The organism is Flavobacterium sp. Root901 (assembly GCF_001429765.1).
In the GTDB taxonomy this organism is placed as follows: Bacteria; Bacteroidota; Bacteroidia; order Flavobacteriales; family Flavobacteriaceae; genus Flavobacterium.
On sequence record NZ_LMJB01000006.1, the window covers coordinates 131069 to 155561 of the forward strand.

Genomic DNA, 24493 nt, shown 5'->3' on the forward strand with positions numbered 1-24493 from the left:
TTAAATGGCAGCTTTTTCAGTAAATGACATTGCGATAAAAGGTATTTCCTGCTGCGTTCCTAAAAATAAGGAACTAAATGTTGGTTTAGAAATAGTAACGCAGGAGGAAATTCAAAAATTTATTGAAGTAACCGGAGTTGAAGAACGACGTATTGCGACAAAAGAAATTTGTACTTCTGATTTATGCTGCGAAGCTGCTGAAAAATTAATTAAAGACTTAAATTGGCAGAAAGACGAAATAGAAATTCTGGTTTTTGTTTCTCAGACCGCTGATTATATTTTACCAATTTCTGCCGCTATACTTCAGGATAGATTAGGCTTATCTACAAATTGTATCGCTTTTGATGTTCCGCTTGGATGTTCAGGATATGTATACGGAATATCTATTATTGCAGGAATGATGAAAGCGACCGGTTTAAAAAAAGGTTTGCTTCTGGCCGGAGATACAATAAGTAAAATTGTATCAAATACTGATAAAAGTACATTACCGCTTTTTGGCGATGCAGGAAGTGCAACCGCATTTGAGATTGATGAAAATGCCGGAGATTTGCTTTTTGATTTAGGTACAGACGGATCTGGATATAAAACTATAATTGTTCCCGATGGAGGATCAAGAAACCGGATAACGGCTGATTCTTTAGAAACTAAAAAAATTGACGAAGGAATAAATCGCAGTGCATGTGAGCTGGTTCTTGATGGTATGGATGTTTTTGGTTTTGGAATTTCGCAAGGCCCAAAAACAGTCAATAAACTTTTAGAAAAGTTTACAATCGATAAAGAGCAAATCGATTACTTTATTTTTCATCAGGCAAATTTGATGATGAATAAAATGATTGCTAAAAAATTAAAACTGCCAGTAGAAAAAGTTCCATATTCATTACAGCATTTTGGAAATACTTCTTCAGCTACAATTCCATTAACGATAGTTTCAGAATTGAAAGATAAAATAGAAAACAAAATGTCTAATTTACTAATGTGCGGTTTTGGAGTTGGATTATCGTGGGGAACAGTAATGGCTCAGGATTGTAAATTAGAAGTTCTGGATTTAATCGAATTATAAATGATTACATTACAAGATAAAAATATATTAATTACAGGCGCTTCTCAGGGAATTGGGAGAGAAATTGCAATCACTGCTTCAAAGTTAGGCGCAAATGTTACCATTGTTGGAAGAAATGCAGAAAAACTGCAGGAAACTATTTCGTTATTAACAGGAAACGGACACAAAATGTTTGCTGTTGATCTTTCTGTTTCTTCAGAAATTGATACGTTAATTTCAGAAAGTGCTCCTTTTGATGGTGTAGTTTTTAATGCAGGAATAGTTGAATATCTTCCTGTTAAGTTTTTGAATGAAGACAAAATAGACAGTGTTTTTTCTGTGAATTTTGACAGTAATGTTGTTTTAAGCCAAAAATTAATCAAAAAGAAATTGCTGAATAAAAAAGGCTCGCTTGTATTTATATCATCAATTTCTTCAAAATTAGGCGTTGGCGGAACGGCTATGTATGCGGCATCAAAAGCGGCATTAATATCTTTTTCAAAAGTATTAGCTACAGAATTAGCTCCGCAGGGAATCAGATCAAACAGTATTTGCCCGGGAATTGTAAAAACGGCAATGACGGAACAAGCAAGCGATGCGGCTTCTGAAGAAGAATTAAAAAAAGCAGAATCAGAATATCCGCTTGGATACGGCGAAGCAGCAGACGTTGCTGGCTTGGTTATGTATTTATTAAGTGATACGAGTAAATGGATGACTGGTTCGGACTTAATTATTGATGGCGGATTCACTTTAAAATAAAATTATGAATTCAAACATACCTGCTTTTCATTATTATGATGACGCTATATTTGAACAGGAAAATAATAAGCTGTTTAAAAAAGTATGGCATTTTGTGGGATTCAAATCTGATTTTTTAAATGATAATGATTTCATTGCTTTAAAAATTTCAGGAACGCCCGTTCTAGTCCAGAATGTGAGAGGCGAAATTAAATCATTTTTAAATGTTTGTTCGCATCGCTTTTCGATAATTCAGCAAGAAGAATCAGGAAACAGACCTTTAGTATGTCCTTATCACGGATGGGCGTATGATAAAAATGGAATTCCAAGCGGAATTCCGAAAAAACCTTTGTTTAAAAAATTCTCGAAAGAAGAACTCTGCGAAATGAAACTAAAAGAATTTAAAGTTTCATTCTGCGGAAATTTATGTTTTGTCTCTTTAAATGAAGATGTTGAACCTTTAGAAGATTTTATAGGTGTTTTTTACGATGAATTAAAAGTAATGTCATTAAATTTAGGAAATAGAATTGATGTTAATTCTATGGAAATAAATGCAAACTGGAAAGTAATTGTCGAAAATACACTCGAAAGTTATCATGTCGGCTTAGTTCATTCTCAAACTTTGGCCAAATTAGAACCTTCCGGATTAGATTTTGATTTTGATAAAAATAATTCAAGCTGGACAAGTAATCTGAATATCGTAAAAGATAAAGGCGGATATAAAAAAATCAACAATTATTATTCACCGCGAAGCTACGATATTGAAGGCTATAAACACATATTGATTTTTCCTAATCTTTTGATATCGAGTACACACGGAGTTTCGTTTAATTACTCTCTAATTGAACCTATTACACCGGACAGCACAAAATTTACAAGTCACGTTTTTACATCGGTTACAGAATCAGAAACTACACCAATCGTTATTAAAGCTTTTGAAGAATCTTTAATTGGTTTTAACAGACAGGTTTTCGATGAAGACAAAACCGTTTGTCAGCTGGTGCAGCAAGGAGTAAGACATACCAATTTATCAGGAAAATTATCTGATGAAGAAGAACGAGTACATCATTTTCAAAAACAATATTTAAAATTCTTAGAAAATGAAAGCTAATATAAAAGCTATTTCCTATTACCTTCCGGAAGAAGTACTGTCGAATGATTTAATTAATAAAGAATTTCCGGAATGGGATATTGAGAAAATCAGTTCTAAAACCGGAATCCATTCAAGACATATAAGTGCCAAAGATGAATTTTCATCTGATATGGCTGTAAAAGCTGCAGAACGATTGTTTGCCGAGCATAATATTGATAAAACAACTATTGATTATTTGTTGTTTTGTACCCAAAGTCCGGATTATTTCCTGCCTACTACAGCTTGTATCATTCAGGAAAAATTGGGATTAAATACTTCAATTGGAGCATTAGATTTTAATTTAGGCTGTTCAGGGTTTGTCTACGGATTGAGTTTAGCAAAAGGTTTAATTGCTGGTGAAATGGCAAAAAACGTTTTGTTGATTACTTCAGAAACCTATTCTAAGTTTATTCATCCGAGAGATAAAAGTAACAAAACAATTTTTGGAGATGCTGCCGCAGCAACTTTAATATCAAGCGATGAAGGATTTTGCACTCTTGATAAATTCATTTTTGGAACAGATGGAAAAGGAGCTGAAAATTTAATTGTAAAGCAAGGAGGAATGCGTTTTCCGGTTTCAAATCAAAATGAAGATATTTCAGATGAGTTTGGAAATGTTCGTAATGATAAAAATTTGTATATGAACGGAACGGAGATCTTTAATTTTACAGGAGAATTTGTTCCGAAACTTACAGAAGCGATTTTAGAAAAATCAAATTTAACCAAAGAAGATATCGATTTATATATTTTTCATCAGGCAAATAAGTACATGCTTAATCATTTGAGGAAAAAAATAAAAATTCCGGAAGAAAAATTCTTTATTTCCATGGAAAATTGTGGTAATACGGTCTCATCAACAATTCCAATTGCTTTGTATGAAGCCCAAAAGCAAGGAAAATTGAAAGAATCTAAAAATTTAATTTTAGCAGGATTTGGAGTAGGATATTCTTGGGCAGCGTGTAACTTAATAATCTAAAAATGAAAAATCTAATCATAATAGGGGCAAGAGGATACGGACGAGAAGTATGCGGTCTTGCAAGACAATGTTCCGGGTTTAATTCTGAATACACTATAAAAGGTTTTTTAGATGATAAATTAGACGCTCTTGACGGTTTTGAAAATTATCCAGAAATTATTTCATCTGTTGAAAATTATGAAATTCAGGAGAATGATGTATTTATCTGTGCACTCGGAAGCGTAAAATGGAAAAAACATTACACAGAAATTATTTTATCAAAAGGAGGTCAATTTATCAATTTGATTCACCCAACAGTTGTTTTTACATCAAATGTAAAATTGGGCAACGGTATAATTGTGTTCATGTATTCTAATATAAGTAATGATTGTGTGATTGAAGATTTTGTAACAATTCAGGGATTTGTCGCAATTGGGCACGATTCTAAAATTGGCAAATGGTCTCATATTAATGCCTATAGTTTTACTGGCGGCTACGCAGTTTTAGAAGAAGAAGTCTGCTTAAATACTCGATCTACTGTGCTGCCAAATATTATTGTCCGAAAAGGTGCAACAGTTGGTGCTGCAAGTCTTGTTATAAAAAATGTAAAAGAAAATACGACTGTTTTTGGAGTTCCTGCCAAAAAAATGGACTTTTAAATATGAGAGATCAAAACGAGATTGTTTCAGGCTGGATAAACAAGGAGATAAAACCTTTTGTAAGTATTCTATGTACTACTTATAATCATGAGAATTTTATTGCCGAAACTTTAAATGGTTTTTTAATTCAGAAAACGACATTTCCTTTTGAAATAATTGTTCATGATGATGCCTCGACAGATAATACGGCCAGTATAATCAGTGAATTTGCTGCAAAATATCCTTTAATTATTAAGCCGATTTTACAGCGTGAAAATCAATATTCTAATAAAGAAGTTAATATTTGGAGTGATTTTACTTTTCCTGCAGCACAGGGAAAATATATGGCATTATGCGAAGGAGACGATTATTGGATCGACGAATTAAAACTGCAAAAGCAAGTAGATTTTTTAGAAAATAACTCTGAATATGTAATTACATGGACAGATTTTTATACTAAAAAAGAAACGGAATTACTTCCAAATGATTTTAATACTACTCTGCCGGACGTTTACACAATTGATTTTAATACCCTTTTTCAGCCTTATTGTACATATACATTAACAAGTGTTTTTAGAAAAGACGCTGTTGATCCTTTAGATTACAAGAAGTTTAAATATTCTAAAGATAATACGCTTTATGCATTATTGCTTTGTAATGGAAAAGGAGCATTTCTAAACTTTCAGGCAGCAGTTTACAGATGGCATCCGGGGGGAATTTACTCTTTACAATCTCCTTTTTATCAGCGTTATTCTTCTTATCTAAATATAAAAGAAATACTTCAAAATATTCCGCAGGCCAGAACCAATAATATGAAAAAAGTTATGGCAGCTTTATTGAAAGCATCGGCTTTTGAAGCTTTAAAATTACGCAAATCAGATGAATACAAAAATATTGAAGAACCTCAAATAGCAATAAATGAGTTTTTAGACAAAGCAGGATTTTCTTTAAAATTGAAATATTTGTGGCGTTATATTAAAACGAACATATAATCTTATCTGCCGGTTAAGGATTTAAAGTATAAAATTATTTTATCTAATATGTTTATTTTTTGAAACAATAAACTTTCCTTATTCTTTAAATGTTTATAAAATGAAAGATTATACGAACCGGCGTTTCGAACCGTGCGTATAAGATTCTTGTTGATGTGTTTTTGAAAAACATCCTGATTGAAATAACCTGATTTTTCATTTTGCGAAATCAAAAATTTAGAAGCGTCAATGGTTTCGATTACTTCTTCCGGAGAAAGTCCTTTTTTAAATGAAACAGCATTTAAGTAAAAATCAATCTTTGGATCTGAAGGGTTTACTCCAAGCTGAGCTAACTGATTTATTTTTACTCTTCTTACGGATCGGTTCACATTATCAATTTTTGTTTTACTGATATTGTTGTTATGCTGTCTGTAATTTAATAAAGATTCGGGAATATTATAAAAGCTGGTTCTGGCTAATAATCGGCTCCATAAATCGTAATCTTCAACAGGAACATAATCATTATCGAATTTTAAATCTCCTAAAACTTCTTTTTTAAACATAACCGTTGGATTCCCGATGTTACAACTGTGTAAAAAAGATACTTTTATGGCGTCAGGATCGGTATTGTGTTTTATGATCTTGTCTTTTTTAGATCCAAAAAAAGTAAACCACGTGCCGCATAATCCAATTTCCGGATTGTTTTTTAATACAGCAAGCTGTTTTTCAAAACGTGTTGGCAAAGCAATATCATCAGCATCCATTAAGGCAATATAAGTACCTTTTGCAGCGTTAATTCCTTCATTCCTAAGATTTGCCGGACCGACATTCTGTTCTTTATCAATAATTATGATACGATTATCTTTAGATTGAAGCTTTTGAATTATTTCTAAACTTTCGTCTGTAGATTTATCATTTAATATTATAAGCTCAAAGTCTGAGAATGTTTGGTTTAAGATACTTTCAATGCTTTCCTGCAAAAATGAAGCTGCGTTAAACACAGGAATTATCACAGAAATTTCAGGAATTTGAAGAATTTGCATGGTTTTTGTTTTACATGGCAAAGATAAGATTTACGTTAAAATTATCTTAAAAATTCGAAAGCAATTTTCGTAGATAATTTCGGAATGTTTTTATCTTTGCCCTAACAAATATAAATAAATGAAAAAAATTCAGGTCGGATTTTTAGTGTCGTATGATTATGAATTGCTTAAAATTGCAATTCCACAAGTATATAAAGAATCTGACTCAATTTTTTTAGCAATTGATAAAGAAAGAAAGACCTGGAAAGGAGAATCTTTTGTAATAGAAGACGATTTTTTTCAATGGATAAGGTCTATTGATGTTGATTCTAAAATACAAATTCTGGAAGATAATTTTTATCATCCGGAGTTAACCAGCATGCAGTGTGAGGTTTTAGAAAGAAAAATCCTTGCCGAAAAAATGGGAATAGGAAATTGGCTTATTCAGCTTGATGCCGATGAATATTTTCTGGATTTTAAAGGGTTTGTAAAATTTTTAAAATCTAAAAATCATTTTCTTAATAATCCTGAAAAAAATCAGGTTCAGATTTCGCCATGCCTTATAAATCTTTATAAAAGAGTTGATAACGGAGTACTGTATGTGAAAAAACCAACCAAAATTATGGTTGCGACCAATTATCCAAGTTACAAAATAGGAAGACAAACCCGCAAAAGGATTATTTATTTTAAAGGCCCTATTTTACATGAATGTATTTCCAGAACTAAAGAAGAGCTGGAAATGAAATTCAATAACTGGGGACATGATACAGACATAAATAAAGAAGAGTTTTTACATAAATGGGAGATTGTAAACGAACGCAACTACAAAAGCATGCGTAACTTTTTTTACATGGAACCTCATAAATGGAAAAAACTGGCTTTTGTAAAAGGTACTACTTTTAATGAAATCAAGAATAATCTTGACTTTTTTAAAGTCTTGCCCTCAGATTTCTATATTTGGAAAAGAAACCTGGGACAATGGTTTAAACACTTGTAAGTTTACATTGTTTCTTTACTTTAATATTTCTTTGTAAACATTAAAATATTCAGCAGCTGCAATTTTCCAATCGAAACTTGCAGCTCTTTTTTTCAATAAACTTTCTATCTCGTTTTTATTATTGTCAAAGTGGGTTAATCCCTCAAAAAGAATATCTTTCATATATTCAGGATCAAAATTTGCCCAGTAATTTGAAACATCACCTCCAATTTCAGGTAATGAAGTCTTGTCTGAAAGAAATACAGGTTTGCCAAAACTCATTGCTTCAATTGGCGGGAGTCCAAAACCTTCGCGAATTGATGGAAAAAGAAATGCGGTACAGTTTTTCATATAAAACTGTTTTCCCTGATCTGAAACTTTTCCGGTCAAAAAAACCTGATTATTTAAGCCGTTGTCTTCAATTAGTTTTTTAATTTCTTCTCCATATTTTTTATCGTTATTTCCGGAAATAATCAAATTGTAATCTTTAATTAATTTCATCATTTTAATGATCGAAGAATAATTTTTTCGTTCTATAAAATCTCCTATAGAATAAAAGAAAGGCTTGTCTGCAGGAACATTTGAAACAAATGTGGAGGTATCTAAAAGAGTCGAAATAGGATTTCCGTTATAAATAACATATTCAGGAACATTAGGGACATCAAAATGTTCATGCGTGTGTTTTTTGGCAAATTCTGAAATGTAAGTAATTGCATTTGCTCTTTCAAGTTTTCCTTTAAAAAGCTTTTTTAACTTAGGGCTTTTACTATCTGAAACTTCTTCAACAAAATGAATATCATGTACAGTAAGGACATAATTGCTTTTATGAAAAGGTTCTACTTTTATATTTTGATTTACAGAATGCCACAAATCGTATTTTTTTCGAATTCTAAACAAAGGATGTCTCGAAAGGCTGCTGTACTTGTGATATTTGAATTTATCTTTAAATTCTTCTTCAAGAACTTCAGGTTTTGAGCTGTTTAAAGTTAATTCGTAATTACCAAAGTCTAATGCAGATAATCCTTTAATTAATTCATAATTAAAAGTTCCTAAACCTGATGCTCTGTTGTTTATATTGTGTGTTTCTAGAAAAATACTTTTTTGGGACATTATTTTCTTTTTTTACGAAAGTACAATAATAATTTGAAGTCTTAAATACGTATTTTTGTGCTCTTAAAAAACTACTGATGAATTTTAAAGTAAATCCTTTTTTCGAAAATAATACTTCGTCAATTCTTGACAAAATCCAAAAGTTTAATGCTTCTGGCGAACTTTTTGGAAATGGAGATCGTAACAAGATAAAATTGTTTGATTTGGATGGAAAAACGATTAACATTAAATCATTTAAAATTCCGAATATAGTTAACAAAATTGCTTATAAATATTTTAGAAAATCAAAAGCAAGACGTTCGTTTGAATACGCTACAATTTTATTAGAAAAAGGAATTGGAACTCCGGAACCAATTGCATTTCTTGAAAATTTTAATCTTCTTGGTTTAAAAGACAGTTATTATGCCAGTGAACATCTGGTTACAGAATTGACTTATAGGGAACTGGTAGAAATTCCTGAATATCCCGATAATGATATTATTCTCAGGCAGTTTACAAAATTTACTTTTGACCTTCACGAAAAGGGAGTAGAGTTTTTGGATCATTCACCCGGAAATACTTTGATTAAAAAGAATGAAAACAATATTTATAGTTTCTTTTTAGTCGATTTAAACCGAATGAATTTTCACGAAAACATGAGTTTTGAACAGCGTATGAATAATTTTAGCCGTCTGACGCCAAAGAAAGAAATGATTGCCGTAATGAGCAATGAATATTCAAAGTTTTATACTGATAAAACTGAAACTGAAATTTTTGAAAAAATGTGGCAGGCAACTTCAGATTTTCAGGAAGAATTTGCGAGAAAGAAAAGGCTGAAAAAGAAACTTAAATTCTGGAAATCTTAGTTTTTCTGTTTAATTATTTTTTTTAGTTCCTGAAAACGGACAGCAACACTCAACGCATTCAGATAACAAATTATAATTCCTTTTTTGCCGTCTAGAAATCCAAGTCTCAGTAAATATTGATTGAGAAACTGGTAAACAGGACGAATATAAAAATGGAAAAAATTAGGATTTGTATTCTTTGAAATCTCTTCCTGCGCTTTTAACCGACCGTAAAAAATCATTTTTTGCTTATAATCATCATAATTCGAATACGAATAATGAGTTAATTTGTTTTTTAGTTTTTCGGTTTTTCCGTTTACAATTAATTTCTCGTGAACAATTTTATTACTGTTGTAAACAGCATTTTCTTTTTTAAAAAGACGGATTATTTTATCATTCTGCCAGCCGCTGAAACGGAGTTTTGTATTCTCAAAAATAAAATCGCGCGCCACATAATAAGCAGATGCCGGATTTTCCTGATTGATAACTGTTTTTATTTCCTGCTCAAGTGCGGTGCTTAATCTTTCATCGGCATCTATAAAAAGAATCCACGAATTTGATGCTAAATCAATTGTATAATTGCGTTGAAGCGCAAAATTGTCAAAGGCACGCTGAGCAATTTTTACGTTTTTGTATGTCGAAGCAATCTCAAAAGTTCTGTCTGTGCTAAAAGAATCTACAATGACTATTTCATCGGCGAAAGCCAAATTATCAAGAACCGCATGAATATTCGATTCTTCATTATAAGTTATTAGCAAAGCAGATAAAAGTTGTTTTTGAGCCGAAATCATCTTAGCGGATATTTTTTTCTAGAAATGATTCAATTTTATCTTTAAAGAATTCTGGTTTAAACTCTTCGTATAAGGATAAAGCTTCTTTTTTTAGCATTTTTTCAGATTTCTGCTCAAATAAATCAGCACGATAATCTTTTAAATGAACAGAAAGATGATGAATTTCGTCTTCAAAAGTGGCCCATATTTTTTTCTCAATCCAGGGAGAAAAGATTATAAACGAGGGTTTTTCTAAAGCTTTAGCCATATTTATTGCGCCTCCGTCATTTCCAATAATGGCATCACACTGATTCATAAGGGCAATAAACGAGCGTAAATCTCCGCCTAATAAATCAAAATAAATTTTTTCCTGCGTTGAAGCTTTGCAGCCGTTATAAACGGTTTTTGCATCTTCAATTTGTTTTGGAAAGTAATTAAAAAGAATATTTACATCTGCATTATCAGCTACATAATCCACAACTTTCGACATGAATTCCAAGGGATAGGTTTTTAATTTTTCACTTCCCAAAAGACTAATCATAATCGTTTTTTTGTCTTTTCGAACATTGTGTTTTTCCAATAAGGATAAAGCTTGCTGATTTTCTTTTTCAGAAACAAATAATTTAGGAATTGGATCTGTTTTGATTTTTAGATGTAAAGGCTCTAATAGCGAAAGTCTTCTTTCGATTGCTAAACCTAAATTAGTTTTAGGAAAAGGCTCAAAAGGAACATTATCTGTATAAAGAAAATTTCTGCCGGGTTTTTTATAAGAGATTTTTCTTTTAGCATTACTTAAAAATACCAAAATCCAGCTTTCTAATTTTGAATACGCATCTATTAAAAGATCATATTTTTCACTTCGGATCTGAAGTCCAAGTTTCAATAATTCTTTTTTGCTGTTACGGTGCTTTTCTTCAAATAAAATAATATTGTCAATACTTGAATTCCCTTCTAAAACCGGAGTTGTCGAAGCATACACTAAATAATCAATTTGAGCATCCGGATAAGCAGTATGCAGATTGTTACAAATAATACTGCTGACTAAAACGTCCCCAATCATTTTTTGCTGAATAACAAGTATCTTCATCTAAAAAAATTAATCTTTTAATTGATTACAAATTGAAGCAAAAAAAATCCAAATTCCAATTGATTAAGATCAGAATTTGGATTTTTAATTTATTTATTTCTAAAAATTATACAGCAACGTCGTATTCGCGAAGTGCATTATTTAATGAAGTTTTTAAATCTGTAGATGGTTTACGGGTACCAATGATTAAAGCGCATGGAACCTGAAATTCTCCAGCAGCAAACTTTTTAGTATAACTTCCGGGAATTACAACAGAACGAGCAGGAACAAAACCTTTCATTTCAACAGGCTTATCACCAGTAACATCGATGATTTTTGTAGAAGCAGTCAAACAAACGTTAGCGCCAAGAACAGCTTCTTTACCAACGTGAACACCTTCTACAACAATGCAGCGAGATCCAATAAAAGCACCGTCTTCAATAATTACCGGAGCAGCTTGTAACGGCTCTAAAACACCACCAATACCAACACCACCACTTAAGTGTACGTTTTTACCAATTTGTGCACAGCTTCCCACTGTTGCCCAGGTGTCAACCATCGTTCCTTCGTCAACATAAGCACCAATATTTACATAACTTGGCATTAAAATAACACCGCTTGAAATATAAGCTCCGTAACGTGCAACTGCATTTGGTACGACACGAATTCCTTTTTCAGCATAACCTTTTTTAAGTAACATTTTATCGTGATATTCAAAAATACCAGATTCCCATGTTTCCATTTTTTGAATTGGGAAATACATTACAACTGCTTTTTTAACCCATTCGTTTACCTGCCAGGCGTCACCAACTGGTTCTGCAACACGTAATTTTCCTGCGTCTACTAATTCGATAACTTCTCTAATAGCATCAGTTGTAGTTTTTTCTTGTAATAAAGCTCTGTTTTCCCAAGCTTGTTCAATTATAGTCTGTAAAGAATTCATAGTTTAAATTTTTGGCAAAGATAAGGTATTTGTAGAAATGCAAAAAAGTAAACACAATGGAAAATGTTATAAATGTAACTTTTTGTTTATAATTTGATAAATAAAATTTTCTAATCAAACCTTATTCGAATAAACTGCCGCTAAAAGTTTTTTTTATATCAAAATATGACATTTGTCAGATTTTGAACTTTTTCTTACTTCTACTTTTGCAGAATTAATTTTGGGAAACCGGAATTAAAGTCCAATCCAAAAACATATTAAATCTACAGAACATGAATCAGGAAAACCAACTCCGAAACCCGGTTACAGTAATCGATAAAGAAGTTACGTGGGATAAAACGCAGGTAATTATGAGTAAAACAAATGCTTTTGGTATTATTGAATATGCCAACGAAGTTTTTGTTGATGTCTGCGGTTATGAAGATTACGAATTAATGGGACAGCCGCACAATATTATTCGTCACCCGGATATGCCTAAAGTTATTTTTAAAGTGCTTTGGGAAAATCTTAAAAACGGTAAAAACTTTCATGCCATCGTAAAAAACCTTGCAAAATCAGGAAGGTACTATTGGGTAATTACAGATTTTGATATTGCAAGAGATGAAAACGGTGTTATTGTTAATTATTTTGGCAGAAGACAAGCTGTTCCTCAGGAAGTTGTAGCCATGCATATTGAGCCTTTGTATAAAAAGTTACTTCAAATTGAAGCGGCAAGCGGTGTGGAGTTTAGCGAGAAATATCTGATCGGTTTTTTAGAAGAAAAAAAGAGAACATATGTCGAATATATTAAGGAGCTAATTTACGAACATGAAAAAAATCAGGCGAAGTTTGCCAATTATGAAGAGGAGCAGGGAGAAGAAGAGCACAAAGGCTTTTTCAGCAGATTATTTAATCGATAGAATAATTTTTAGGTTTTAAATATTTAGGTTCGGGGTCCGTTTTGATTAATTCAGAGCGGGCCTTTTGGTTTTCGGTTTAATTTAAAACATCAATTTAAAAAAGTTTATATTTGTATTGTAAAATGAAAGCATTATGGAAGCGATTAGATTAGAATTTCAGCCAGAGATTAAAGAAAAAATCTTGAATTTTTTAAGTTCATTTTCTTCAGATGAATTAAAAATCACTCCCGAAGATCCTGATTTTGATGAAAATAAAAAGAAAGTACATGCGGCTTACGCTAATTTAAAAAATGGTACAGCAAAACTATACACATTAGAAGAAGTTGATGAAATTTTAGAAAACACAATTTCTAAACATGAAGATTAATTTTACTGAGGATTTTTTGTTTGCTTTAGAAGACCAGGTTGATTACATAGCTCAAGATAAACCAAAAGCGGCTAAAAAGTTTAAAAATGATTTAATAAAAAAAAATAAGGAAAGATATTCAAAATCCTTTTTTATTTAAAAAATCCCAATATTTTGATAATGAAAATATAAGAGATTATATTTTTAAAGGATATGTTTCTGTTTATGAAGTTAATAGCAAAGAAGAAACCGTTTTAGTCTTCGCATTTATTAAATACAGGAACTCTTTCTAAACGTTACAGATTTTCTTTATCTTTTATAAAAAATAAAATGCCAAGAATTCTCTCCATAGATTACGGACAAAAACGTACAGGAATAGCAGTTACTGACGAAATGCAGATAATAGCATCAGGTTTAACTACAATTCCAACCCATACTTTAATTGATTTTCTCAAAGATTATTTTGCTAAAGAAAAGGTAGAAGCAGTTTTAATTGGCGAGCCGAAACAAATGAACGGCCAGCCATCTGAAAGTGCATCAGTAATTAATGGTTTTGTAACCCATTTTTCGAATATTTTTCCGGATATGAAAGTAATTCGTGTTGATGAGCGTTTTACTTCAAAAATGGCCTTTCAAACGATGATTGACAGCGGACTAAATAAGAAACAGCGCCAAAACAAAGGTCTCATTGATGAAATTTCGGCAACAATTATGCTTCAGGATTATCTTTCTTCCAAACGTTTTTAAGTTTATTTCTGATTAATTTTACTTTTTTAGAAAAAATTATAATTTCCTAACTTTTATCATGTAAAAATTAGTTTTTTTTTGCGATTGAAAAAAGTACCTTTGCATTTTAAAACAAATTACTGTTATGCCTGACAATACAATACGTTCCAATAGTGAAGTAGTGCTTATTGGAGCTGGAATTATGAGTGCAACTCTTGGATTAATTTTGAAAGAGCTGCAGCCTGATATAAAAATTGAAATTTACGAAAGATTAGATGTGGCAGCAGCCGAAAGCTCAGATGCCTGGAATAATGCAGGAACAGGACACTCTGCATTTTGTGAACTAAATTATACTCCGGAAAAGGCAGATGGAAGTATTGATCCTAAAAAAGCAATAAGCATAGCTGAATCATTTGAAATTTCACGTCAGTTTTGGTCTTATCTCGTACAGCAGAATAAAGTTCCGTCGCCGGAAAATTTTATTAAAAGCGTACCTCACATGAGTTTTGTATGGGGAGACAAAAATGTAGAATATTTAAGAAAAAGATTCGAAGCACTTCAAAGTAATCCTATTTTTTCTGAAATGACATTCAGCACTGATTTTAATCAGTTAAAAAAATGGATGCCTCTTGTAATGGAAGGCAGGGAAGAAGGCGAAAAATTAGCTGCAACCCACATGGAAATAGGTACCGATGTTAATTTTGGAGCCTTAACCAGAAGTATGTTTAACTATCTTGAAAAGTTAGACGGCGTTAATTTATATTTTAACCACGAGGTCAAAAAACTAAGACAGCGCGAAGATAAATCATGGAGAATTAAAATTACAGATTTATCTACAGGTCAAACAAGAAAAGCGTATACCAAATTTGTATTTATTGGTGCCGGAGGAGGTTCATTGCCTTTATTAGAAAAAGCAGATGTTCCTGAAGGTCACGGTTATGGAGGTTTTCCTGTTAGCGGACAATGGCTAAAATGTACAAATCCGGAAGTTATTGCCAAACATCAGGCAAAAGTTTACGGAAAAGCAAGTGTTGGAGCACCTCCAATGTCTGTTCCTCATATTGATACGCGTGTAATTGATGGTGAAAAAGCACTTCTTTTTGGACCATTTGCAGGATTCTCTACACGTTTCTTAAAAAATGGATCTTATTTGGATTTACCATTATCCATAAAAGCAAACAATTTAATTCCGATGCTTTCTGCGGGATTTCACAATATACCGCTGACTAAATATTTAATCGAGCAGGTTCGTCAGTCTCCAAAAGACAGAATGAAAGCACTACGTGAATATCTTCCAACGGCACGTTCTAAAGACTGGAAACTGGAAAAAGCAGGACAGCGTGTTCAGGTTATTAAAAAAGGTGAAAACGGAGGCGGAGTTCTTGAATTTGGAACAGAAGTAATCAATACACACGACGGAACTTTAGCAGTTTTATTAGGAGCTTCTCCAGGTGCATCAACTGCTGTGGCTATCATGATTGACTTAATAAGCAGATGTTTTACGAACCAAATTAAAACACCGGAATGGGAAGCTAAAATGAAAGAAATGATTCCGTCTTATGGTCAAACGCTAAATGATAAACCAGAGCTTTTAGCAGAATTGAGAAAACATACAGCTGAAGTTTTAAAAATTAAATAATTAAAATTTCGAATGTAAAATAATAAACCCCAAAGGACTTAGTTTGTAAATAACTAGGTCCTTTTTTAATTATAATAAACAATATGGCACTTTCTAAAACAAACAAACCGGCATTGATTTTAATTGATATTCAAAAAGGATTTGATGATATTGATTATTGGGGCGGACAAAGAAATAACCTAAATGCAGAAGACAATGCAGGTGAAATTTTAAAATTATGGCGAGACAATGATCTTCCTGTTTTTCATATCCAGCATTGTTCATCAAATCCGGATTCATTGCTTAACGAAAATAATTCAGGTAATGAATTTAAGGATGTTGTAAAGCCAATTAATAATGAAATTGTTATTAAGAAAAATGTAAACAGCGCTTTTATCGGTACAAATTTAAAAGAGCAATTAGACAATGCAGAAATAAAAACCCTTGTAATTGTAGGTTTAACAACAGATCACTGCGTTTCGACAACAACGCGAATGGCCGGAAATTTTGGTTATGAAACCTTTATTGTTTCAGATGCAACGGCAACATTCAACAAAAAAGGCGTTGACGGACAAAATTTTTCGGCAGAACTAATTCATGAAACAGCATTAGCAAGTTTAAATGAAGAATTTGCAGCCGTAGTAACAACCGATTTTATAAAACAAAATCTGCTTTAAAGCAATAAACGAAAGAATTAAAACCTTTAATCATTTTTTATTGCTTTTAATTCTTTCGTAATTTTTAGTATTTTCTCCGCAAGATTGCTCATCCAAATCAATTGCTCAATAACCATTGAGGCTTCCTGCATTTTAGCCTGACGGGTTTCTTTGTCAAGTTCATCATCAGTAGCAAGTCGTGTGAAATTTTTACGTTTCAGCTCTTCAAATTGTAAAGTCACATCTTCTTTATCAAAAAAAGTATCGGTTATAATTGTTTCATTTCGTAGAATGGAAATCGAATGCTCTAGATTTGATAAAATAGTTTTTATAATATAATTAAATGACTCTGAAGCAGATGTTGTTTGATGCGATTGGATATAAGTAGATAATGACGCCAAAGCTGATAACAATGAATGATTTAAAACTACCAGTTTATTCACCAAAGGCATTGTTTTTTGCTTCGATTTGGGTTCCTGCATCATACGCTGAAAAGAGGTCATAAGATTTCCTATTTCGACAAAAGCGTTTTTTCGTGATAACCTGTAAGAAGTAGGGACTTCTCCTTTTTTATTATAATAATCAGCGATTTCTTTTAAGTAATTTTTATTGGCTCTAATCGAATTTTCAATGTGAATTGGTGTATTTATAAATTCCCAGGCCGGCCATAAAAACTGATTGGCAATAAAAGCTAAAGCTGCTCCGGCAAGCGAATCTAATATTCTAAACTGAATTACTTCAACAACATTTGGAGTTAAAATTCCGTAAATAAAAACAACATACATGGTTACAAAAGTTGCGCTTATTTTGTAATTGATTTGTGTAAACGAAATTCCCAAAAGCATGCAGACAATCGAGAAAATGCTCAAAACAACGTGGTTTTGAATTACAGATACAATTCCAAAAGCGATGAGTCCCCCTAAAATAGTTCCGAAGATTCTATTGTAAGAACGTTCTTTTGTTAAGCCGTAACCGGGACGCATAATTACAACGATTGTCAATAAAATCCAGTAATTATTTTGAAGATGTAATAACTGTCCTAACACAAAACCAAGCAGAATTGTAATGGTTAAACGAAGGGAATGCCTGAAAATTGAAGAAGAATAGCTTAAATTTTCCGTCAGTGTCCTTAAAGGATAATATTGCGGCGTTAAGAATTTTTCCAGTTCCTTATCTTTGTCTTTTAGTTTATAAGACTGCATTGCCAATGACAAAGCACGCTGAATAATTTTTATTTTACCAACCTGATTTTTAGCGTATTTAAGCATGTTAGTCAGCATCAATACACCTTCTGCTGCTTCTTCTTTGCCTAGGGTTTTTTCATAATCAAAAATGGCAAATTCCAGTGCATCCAATTCATCTTTTAAATCATTTTTATCTACATACACCGCAATATGATGCACATTTTTAGAAAGCTTTTTAAGAGTTGACGCCAGCTTGTAAGCCACATTTTGATAAGTGCGTAAAACTTCCGGATGTCTGGCAAATTTTTCATGAAGCTTACTGTGATCAAAAGAAGTATAAAGGGCCAGTTCCTGAATTTCTACCAAGGTAATAAACACCAAAAGCATTTTACGATTCTGGCTCGTGGTTCCGGAAGTATTCTGATTGCCAATAAGCATTTTTCGAAGATCTTCATGAATTAAATTAAGATCGACTTGTATCGCCAGTTGTTTTTCAATTATTTTTTGTCGGTTGGCTTCAGGACTCCATAAATCTCCTCTTAACTTTAAATATTTCGCTGTCAGCTTGATTCCTTCGGCAATTTGTAATTCAACATATTTATAAGGCTGTACAAAATGAAAAACAAGCGAAACAATCAGATATAAAATCCCTCCAATAAAAATAAAACCGGAATATTGAAAAGCCTCCCAGCCTTCATGTAAATGTGCAAATGATAATGAAATCGATAACAATGCAGAAAAGGAAACTAAAGTGGCACGCTGTCCGTAAACGGAAATCATTGAACATAAAAACAATAAAAATCCTAAAAACGGATAAAATAAAAGAGGAAAAGGGTAAGCAAGATTTACTAATAAATTAACACCGGAAACAATTAACGATGCAACAATTAATCCTTTAATTTTATGACTTAAAGAACTCGGAATATCACTCGGATAAGTATAAAAAGCTCCAAGTGCAATAGTAAAACCTATTTCAAAATGGCCTAAAAAATTCAAAATCAGAACAGGTACGACTGAGGCAATAGTAACTTTTGATGCATTTAAAAAAGAAGTACTGTTGGTGAATTTTGAGATTCGTTCAAGCATTATAGTGAGGTTTAGTAACAAAGTTAAGAATTGTACGAAATATTTTGGCATAATTATAGCGGAGTTTTCCATAGCACATAAAAATTATGTTATAATGTAGCTTTAGAACGCATCGTTGACTATTTTTTACTATTTTTGCCAGCTGAATTATGTGAACCGAATTTAAGGTTTTCGTTCTATAAAAACATTAAATAATTACAAATGATTTTACCAATTGTAGGATATGGTGATCCTGTTTTAAGAAAAGTAGGAACGGCGGTTACGCCAGATTATCCAAACTTAAAAGAGACAATAGCAAACATGTATGAAACCATGTATAATGCTTTAGGAGTTGGACTGGCTGCACCGCAGGTAGGTCTGCCTATTCGCATATTTGTTATTGACACAACTCCTTTTAGTGATGACGATGATTTACCAGAGAATGAGCAAAAAGATTTAAAAGGTTTCAAAAGAACTTTTATCAATGCTAAAATCGTTAAAGAAGAAGGTGAGGAGTGGAGTTTTAATGAAGGATGTCTGAGTATACCGGATGTTCGTGAAGATGTGTACAGAAAACCAACTGTTACAATTGAATACTGCGAAGAAGATTTTGTAATGAAAAGAGAGGTTTTTGATGGTTTAATTGCGAGGGTTATTCAACATGAATATGACCATATCGAAGGGGTTTTATTTACAGATAAAATATCTTCTTTGAAAAAACGTTTGATTCAAAAGAAATTAAAAAACATAACCGAAGGCAAAACTTTTCAGGAATACAGAATGAAATTTGCTGCCGCTAAAAAAGGGAGATAAAAGTTCCTAGGGAACATTAATAAAAAGACAAAAATTCTTAATACTAATTTTAATAAACATGAATTTAGACAAAATTTTAGCCATTTCTGGGAAACCAGGTTTATATGTATTGAAGGTGCAGACACGTACAGGTTTTGTGGCAGAATCATTATTAGACGGAAAAAAAATTACGGTGAACTTAAAAAGTAATGTAAGTTTACTATCAGAAATTTCAATTTATACATACGAAGGAGAAAAACCGCTGACTGAAGTAATGCAGAAAATTGCATCTAAAGAAAATAACGGTCAGGCAATTTCTCATAAAGAAGATAATGCGACTTTAGCTGCTTATTTTAAAGAAATTTTACCGGATTATGATGAGGAAAGAGTTTATGCTTCTGATATTAAAAAAGTATTAAACTGGTATAATACACTTCAGGCTAAAGGTTTAGTTACTGATTTGGCTCCGGCGGCGGCTGAAGCAAAAGAAGAAACTCCGGCTGAAGAAAAACCAAAGAAAGCTCCTGCAGCTAAAAAAGCTCCTGCTAAAAAGGCAGCGGCTAAAGAAGAAGAATAGTAGTTTTTACATTCAAAATATATTAATCCTGTTGAGATGTTTTCTTGACAGGATTTTTTACTTTTACATTATTGGTTAAACCGAAAAAAAACTTCAAAATGAGCAAAGAACTTCAGCTAAAAGCCTTCGAAAGACTATTAATTATAATGGACGAACTTCGTGAACAATGTCCGTGGGATAAAAAACAGACACTGCAGACATTAAGGCATTTAACTATTGAAGAAACCTATGAATTAGGCGATGCTATTTTGGATAATGATTTAAACGAGGTTAAAAAAGAACTCGGGGATTTATTGCTGCATATTGTTTTTTATGCTAAAATAGGTTCAGAAACCAATGATTTTGATATTGCTGATGTCTGCAATGAAATCTGCGATAAATTAATTCACCGTCATCCTCATATTTATTCTGATACAGTTGTAAAAGATGAAGAAGAAGTAAAACAAAACTGGGAAAAATTAAAACTTAAAGAAGGAAAAAAATCTGTTTTAGAAGGAGTTCCAAGAAGTTTGCCTGCGTTGGTAAAAGCCAGCAGAATTCAGGATAAAGTAAAAGGGGTTGGTTTTGACTGGGAAGAGCCTCATCAGGTTTGGGATAAAGTGCAGGAAGAACTTGAGGAATTGCAAGTTGAAATAAAAGCAGGAGATCAGGATAAAATAGAAGCCGAGTTTGGTGACGTGTTGTTTTCAATGATCAATTATGCGCGCTTTTTAAATGTAAACCCGGAAGATGCTTTAGAACGTACGAATAAAAAATTTATCAGTCGTTTTCAATATTTAGAGAGTAAAGCAGTAGAATTAGGAAAACCTTTAATGGATATGACTTTGGCAGAAATGGATGTTTTTTGGAATGAAGCTAAAAAGCAGTAAGCTATTATTCCGCCATTTTCTTTAGCGCTTTTACGTTTTTCAGTATAATTTTTTTACCTGCTAACTCAATTAATTCCAATTTATTAAAATCAGATAATAATCGGATGCAGCTTTCAGTGGCAGTACCAATTATTCCGGCAAGTTCTTCTCGTGTAAGCTGTACTTTTAAAGTTTTATCGGGATTTTCACCAAAGTCATCGTGCAGCTGCAGTAAAGTTTCTGCCAAACGCTGTTTTACCGTTTTCTGAACTAAAGCAATTTTATCGTTTTCAGATTCTTTTAAATCTTCACATACAGACTGCATCAAATTCAAAGAAAACTGATTGTTATTATTAAAAAAATGTATGATTTCACTTTTTGGAATAAAGCAGACTTCCATGTCAGCAATCGCTTTGGCAGATAAGTTTGCAGGTTCATTACTAATCATGGAGCGCTGTCCCAAAAGTTCGCCGGATTTTACAAGCTTAACAATTTGATCTTTTCCGTTGGCACTTAATTTAGAAAGCTTTCCAACTCCGTCTTTAACACAAAAAACACCATTGGTAACTTCACCTTCTTCAAAAATAGCTTCACCTTTTTTGATAGTATAGGTTGTTTTGCTATTGGCCAGTTTTATTACCTCATCTTTATTAAGGGCTTTTAAAGATGAAAGCTGACGAACAATACATTGATCACATTTATTCATAGCAAAATTAATTTGATGCAAAATTAATGAATTATTGCGTCTTAAAGGTATTATTAAGGTTTAAAAATAATGAAAAAGGACATTATTGCAGTTTGAAGATTTAATTTTAGTAATTTAGAAATCGATTTTAATGAACATGATAAATGTCATATTTAATGTCACCGCTTATTTGGAATTTTGCTAATTAAAAAAAACAAATTATGAGTGAGCAGAGTTGTTTTCATTGCGGGTTAACTATACCTCATAATGAAGAAATCAATTTTGATGAGAAAAAATTTTGTTGTACAGGCTGTAAAACAGTTTACGAAATTTTTAGTCTTAATGATTTAACCTGCTATTATGATTTTGAAAAATCGCCGGGAGCAACTCCGCAGGACATTAAAGGAAAGTATGACTTTTTAGAAAATGAAACGATTTTGGCAAAAGTTCTTGAATTTCAGGAAGGAAATACTTCAATAGTTTCATTAAATATACCTCATATTCACTGCAGTTCATGCATCTGGATTCTTGAAAACCTCAACCGTTTACAGCCGGGAATAAATATATCACAGGTTAATTTTCCGGAAAAAAAAGTTCGGATTACATTCAATTCTGAAAAAGTTTCTCTTAAAACCATTGTTAACTTATTGAGCTCAATTGGTTACGAACCTTATATTAGTTTAGAAAATTACGAAGCCGGAAAAAATAAATTAGACAGAAGTCTGACATACAAGGCTGGAGTTGCCTTTTTCTGTTTCGGAAATATCATGCTGCTCTCGTTTCCGGAATATTTTGAATTAAAAGAATTTTGGTTAGATAATTACAAACCATTTTTTAGAATTTTGATTTTTCTTTTAGCCCTTCCAAGTTTTTTTTATTCAGCGAGTGGTTATTATGTTTCAGCCTATCATAGTATCAGAACCAGAATGTTAAATATCGACATTCCTATTGCTTTAGGAATTATTGTGATGTTTATTCGAAGTACTTATGATATGTTAATGGATCATGGTCCGGGATTTTTTGACAGCTTAGCCAGTTTGGTTTTCTTCATGCTTCTTGGTAAAATGTTTCAAACCAAAACCTACAGTTTTTTAAGTTTTGAAAGAGATTTTAAATCTTATTTTCCAATCGCAGTTACCAGAATTAATTCTGATGCATCAGAAGAAAGCGTGCCAATCTATGATGTTCTTAAAGGAAATCGCTTGTTAATCAGAAATCAGGAATTAATTCCCGTAGATGGAATTCTGATAAGCGAAAAAGCTGAAATCGATTATAGTTTTGTTACAGGAGAAGCAGTTCCGATTACCAAAAAATCAGGAGATAAAATTTTTGCCGGAGGAAAACAGATTGGAAAAGTAATCGAAATGGAAGTATTGCATTCTGTTTCACAGAGTTATTTGACACAACTGTGGAGCAACGAAATATTTCAGAAAAAAGTAGACCAAAAGCACAAAACAATTACCGATACAGTCAGTCGTTATTTTACACCAATTTTACTGCTTATAGCTTTTGCCGGATTTGGTTATTGGATATTTTTTGATGCCAACACAGCTTTCAATGTTTTTACGGCTGTTTTAATCGTGGCATGTCCTTGCGCGCTTGCACTAACTGCACCTTTTACTTTTGGGAACATTCTCAGGATAATGGGTAAACAAAAAATGTATCTTAAAAATGCTTTGGTAATAGAACAATTAGCTAAAGTTGATACCATAGTTTTTGATAAAACAGGAACCATTACAACCAATAAAAAATCGAATATTTTATATGAAGGAACTCCTTTATCAGATGAAAATTTATCTTTGATAAAAAACGTCCTTCGTGGTTCCAATCATCCGTTGAGCAGAATGCTTTATGATTTTCTTCCTCAAAATAAGAAAATGAAAATAAATGATTTTCAGGAAATAACGGGCAGAGGCATTTTGGCTTTCGCCGAAGGAAAAGAAATAAAAATTGGCTCATCAACGTTTGTAGAAAGTCCAGTTTCAGATTTATCCGAAATCGAAAAAACCGGACTTCATATTAGAATAGAGAATGTATATTACGGGAAATTTGTTTTCCAAAACCAATATCGGGAAGGTTTGCAGGAATTATTTGCAGCATTAAGCAATGAGTATACTATAAAGGTGCTGTCAGGCGATAATGACGGAGAAAAAGAAAATCTGGAAGCTATTTTGCCAAAAAATACAGAACTGATTTTTAACCAAAAACCAGAGCAAAAACTCGAGTTTATAAAAAAACTGCAGGAAACCGGAAAAAATGTTATGATGGTAGGAGATGGTTTAAATGATGCAGGAGCCTTGGCACAGAGTAATGTTGGGGTTTCTGTTTCAGAAAACGTAAATGTGTTTTCTCCGGCATGTGATGCTATTTTAGATGCAGGCGAATTTTCAAGATTAAATTACTTCTTAAAACTTTCTCATAAAGCGATACTGATTATTAAAATGAGCTTTGGTTTATCGCTTCTTTATAATGTCGTTGGACTCACATTTGCGGTCACCGGAAATCTGCTTCCTTTGGTTGCTGCCATCATAATGCCACTAAGTACAATTACCATTGTGAGTTTTGTAACTTTTATGTCTAACTATTTCATTGCTAGAAATTTAAGATAGATTTCTGTAATTGTAAGATTATTTTTTTTAATTTTATACTTCTTCTATCAACCATGATAATTATCATATTTTAAACGCCGCGTACCTAGTAATTTTGTTAACATAAATTTACGGTATGAGTGTTATTTATCTATTAATTTCAGTAAGTATTTTCGTGGCAGTTTGTTTCTTTATTGCCTTCATTATCGCTGTCAAAACAGGTCAGTATGATGATGATTATACTCCCTCGGTCAGAATTCTTTTTGATGACGAGACCAAAATTACTTCCCCAAATAATTCATCAATCGAAGAAAAACAAGTTTAA

26 protein-coding genes are annotated in these 24493 nt (G+C 32.3%); 19 read left to right on the forward strand and 7 right to left on the reverse strand.

Going from position 1 to position 24493, the window contains the following annotated elements:
• Positions 1–4 precede the first annotated feature (4 nt).
• Genes ASE21_RS09955 through ASE21_RS09980 form a run of 6 tightly spaced genes read left to right on the forward strand, consistent with a single transcriptional unit; the run spans position 5 to position 5494 of the window.
• Positions 5–1060 carry a 3-oxoacyl-ACP synthase III family protein gene (locus ASE21_RS09955; RefSeq protein ID WP_057122512.1) on the forward strand — a complete coding sequence of 352 codons (1056 nt, stop codon included), beginning with the start codon at positions 5–7 and terminating at the stop codon, positions 1058–1060.
• The gene (locus ASE21_RS09960; RefSeq protein ID WP_057122513.1) at positions 1061–1798 is read left to right on the forward strand and encodes an SDR family NAD(P)-dependent oxidoreductase; all 738 of its coding nucleotides are present in this window, start codon (positions 1061–1063) and stop codon (positions 1796–1798) included.
• Between the two features lie 4 nt (positions 1799–1802).
• Complete coding sequence (locus ASE21_RS09965; protein ID WP_057122514.1) at positions 1803–2888, forward strand: aromatic ring-hydroxylating oxygenase subunit alpha; 1086 nt, start codon at positions 1803–1805, stop codon at positions 2886–2888.
• Positions 2878–3885 carry a 3-oxoacyl-ACP synthase III family protein gene (locus ASE21_RS09970; RefSeq protein WP_057122515.1) on the forward strand — a complete coding sequence of 336 codons (1008 nt, stop codon included), beginning with the start codon at positions 2878–2880 and terminating at the stop codon, positions 3883–3885. The genes ASE21_RS09965 and ASE21_RS09970 overlap by 11 nt, the downstream gene beginning before the upstream one ends.
• A gap of 2 nt (positions 3886–3887) precedes the next feature.
• Entirely contained in the window at positions 3888–4523 is a 636-nt protein-coding gene (locus ASE21_RS09975) for a sialic acid O-acetyltransferase (RefSeq protein ID WP_057122516.1), read from the forward strand.
• Positions 4524–4525: 2 nt separating this feature from the next.
• Positions 4526–5494 (forward strand): glycosyltransferase family 2 protein, encoded by a 969-nt coding sequence (locus tag ASE21_RS09980; protein ID WP_057122517.1) that lies wholly within the window; start codon positions 4526–4528, stop codon positions 5492–5494.
• Positions 5495–5496: 2 nt separating this feature from the next.
• Here ASE21_RS09980 and ASE21_RS09985 read toward each other — a convergent pair whose 3' ends face one another.
• Positions 5497–6516 carry a glycosyltransferase family 2 protein gene (locus ASE21_RS09985; RefSeq protein WP_057122518.1) on the reverse strand — a complete coding sequence of 340 codons (1020 nt, stop codon included), beginning with the start codon at positions 6514–6516 and terminating at the stop codon, positions 5497–5499.
• A 118-nt stretch (positions 6517–6634) separates the two neighbouring features.
• On the opposite strand from ASE21_RS09985, the gene ASE21_RS09990 reads away from it, so the two are divergent.
• A complete protein-coding gene (locus ASE21_RS09990; RefSeq protein ID WP_057122519.1) occupies positions 6635–7492 on the forward strand; it encodes a hypothetical protein in 858 nt (285 codons plus the stop codon).
• Between the two features lie 15 nt (positions 7493–7507).
• Here ASE21_RS09990 and ASE21_RS09995 read toward each other — a convergent pair whose 3' ends face one another.
• Complete coding sequence (locus tag ASE21_RS09995; protein WP_057122520.1) at positions 7508–8581, reverse strand: glycosyltransferase family 4 protein; 1074 nt, start codon at positions 8579–8581, stop codon at positions 7508–7510.
• Positions 8582–8658: 77 nt separating this feature from the next.
• Here ASE21_RS09995 and ASE21_RS10000 point away from each other — a divergent pair, with 77 nt between their 5' ends.
• Positions 8659–9426, forward strand: a complete 768-nt coding sequence (locus ASE21_RS10000; RefSeq protein WP_057122521.1) for a hypothetical protein — start codon at positions 8659–8661, stop codon at positions 9424–9426.
• Here the strand turns inward: ASE21_RS10000 and ASE21_RS10005 are convergent.
• The 3 genes from ASE21_RS10005 to ASE21_RS10015 form a co-directional block, all read right to left on the reverse strand.
• Positions 9423–10196, reverse strand: coding sequence for a glycosyltransferase family 2 protein (locus ASE21_RS10005; RefSeq protein WP_057122522.1), 774 nt, complete (start codon positions 10194–10196; stop codon positions 9423–9425). The genes ASE21_RS10000 and ASE21_RS10005 overlap by 4 nt on opposite strands.
• 1 nt (position 10197) lies before the next feature.
• On the reverse strand, positions 10198–11262 hold the full coding sequence (locus tag ASE21_RS10010) for a glycosyltransferase family 9 protein (RefSeq protein ID WP_057122523.1): 1065 nt from the start codon (positions 11260–11262) through the stop codon (positions 10198–10200).
• A 106-nt stretch (positions 11263–11368) separates the two neighbouring features.
• Positions 11369–12184 (reverse strand): 2,3,4,5-tetrahydropyridine-2,6-dicarboxylate N-succinyltransferase, encoded by an 816-nt coding sequence (locus ASE21_RS10015; protein ID WP_057122524.1) that lies wholly within the window; start codon positions 12182–12184, stop codon positions 11369–11371.
• Between the two features lie 272 nt (positions 12185–12456).
• On the opposite strand from ASE21_RS10015, the gene ASE21_RS10020 reads away from it, so the two are divergent.
• From ASE21_RS10020 to ASE21_RS10045, 6 genes are all read left to right on the forward strand, one after another.
• Positions 12457–13083: a PAS domain-containing protein gene (locus ASE21_RS10020; RefSeq protein WP_057122525.1), complete on the forward strand. Its 627-nt coding sequence runs from the start codon at positions 12457–12459 to the stop codon at positions 13081–13083.
• A 133-nt stretch (positions 13084–13216) separates the two neighbouring features.
• On the forward strand, positions 13217–13450 hold the full coding sequence (locus ASE21_RS10025) for a hypothetical protein (RefSeq protein ID WP_057122526.1): 234 nt from the start codon (positions 13217–13219) through the stop codon (positions 13448–13450).
• Positions 13440–13589 carry a hypothetical protein gene (locus ASE21_RS22285; protein WP_242410250.1) on the forward strand — a complete coding sequence of 50 codons (150 nt, stop codon included), beginning with the start codon at positions 13440–13442 and terminating at the stop codon, positions 13587–13589. The genes ASE21_RS10025 and ASE21_RS22285 overlap by 11 nt, the downstream gene beginning before the upstream one ends.
• 170 nt (positions 13590–13759) lie before the next feature.
• Positions 13760–14176: a Holliday junction resolvase RuvX gene (gene ruvX, locus ASE21_RS10035; protein ID WP_057122527.1), complete on the forward strand. Its 417-nt coding sequence runs from the start codon at positions 13760–13762 to the stop codon at positions 14174–14176.
• Positions 14177–14300: 124 nt separating this feature from the next.
• Positions 14301–15794 (forward strand): malate:quinone oxidoreductase, encoded by a 1494-nt coding sequence (locus ASE21_RS10040; protein WP_057122528.1) that lies wholly within the window; start codon positions 14301–14303, stop codon positions 15792–15794.
• 83 nt (positions 15795–15877) lie between these two features.
• Complete coding sequence (locus ASE21_RS10045; protein WP_057122529.1) at positions 15878–16450, forward strand: cysteine hydrolase family protein; 573 nt, start codon at positions 15878–15880, stop codon at positions 16448–16450.
• 26 nt (positions 16451–16476) lie between these two features.
• Here ASE21_RS10045 and ASE21_RS10050 read toward each other — a convergent pair whose 3' ends face one another.
• Complete coding sequence (locus ASE21_RS10050) at positions 16477–18699, reverse strand: FUSC family protein (protein WP_057122530.1); 2223 nt, start codon at positions 18697–18699, stop codon at positions 16477–16479.
• A 201-nt stretch (positions 18700–18900) separates the two neighbouring features.
• Between ASE21_RS10050 and def the strand changes: the two genes are divergently transcribed.
• From def to mazG, 3 genes are all read left to right on the forward strand, one after another.
• A complete protein-coding gene (def, locus tag ASE21_RS10055; protein WP_057122531.1) occupies positions 18901–19491 on the forward strand; it encodes a peptide deformylase in 591 nt (196 codons plus the stop codon).
• A 58-nt stretch (positions 19492–19549) separates the two neighbouring features.
• Positions 19550–20047, forward strand: coding sequence for a DUF5606 domain-containing protein (locus tag ASE21_RS10060; RefSeq protein ID WP_057122532.1), 498 nt, complete (start codon positions 19550–19552; stop codon positions 20045–20047).
• 98 nt (positions 20048–20145) lie between these two features.
• Positions 20146–20916, forward strand: a complete 771-nt coding sequence (gene mazG, locus ASE21_RS10065) for a nucleoside triphosphate pyrophosphohydrolase (RefSeq protein ID WP_057123171.1) — start codon at positions 20146–20148, stop codon at positions 20914–20916.
• Positions 20917–20920: 4 nt separating this feature from the next.
• Here the strand turns inward: mazG and ASE21_RS10070 are convergent, their stop codons facing one another.
• Entirely contained in the window at positions 20921–21601 is a 681-nt protein-coding gene (locus ASE21_RS10070; RefSeq protein ID WP_057122533.1) for a Crp/Fnr family transcriptional regulator, read from the reverse strand.
• A 200-nt stretch (positions 21602–21801) separates the two neighbouring features.
• Between ASE21_RS10070 and ASE21_RS10075 the strand changes: the two genes are divergently transcribed.
• Positions 21802–24189: a heavy metal translocating P-type ATPase gene (locus ASE21_RS10075; protein ID WP_057122534.1), complete on the forward strand. Its 2388-nt coding sequence runs from the start codon at positions 21802–21804 to the stop codon at positions 24187–24189.
• A gap of 115 nt (positions 24190–24304) precedes the next feature.
• Positions 24305–24493, forward strand: a complete 189-nt coding sequence (ccoS, locus tag ASE21_RS10080; RefSeq protein ID WP_057122535.1) for a cbb3-type cytochrome oxidase assembly protein CcoS — start codon at positions 24305–24307, stop codon at positions 24491–24493.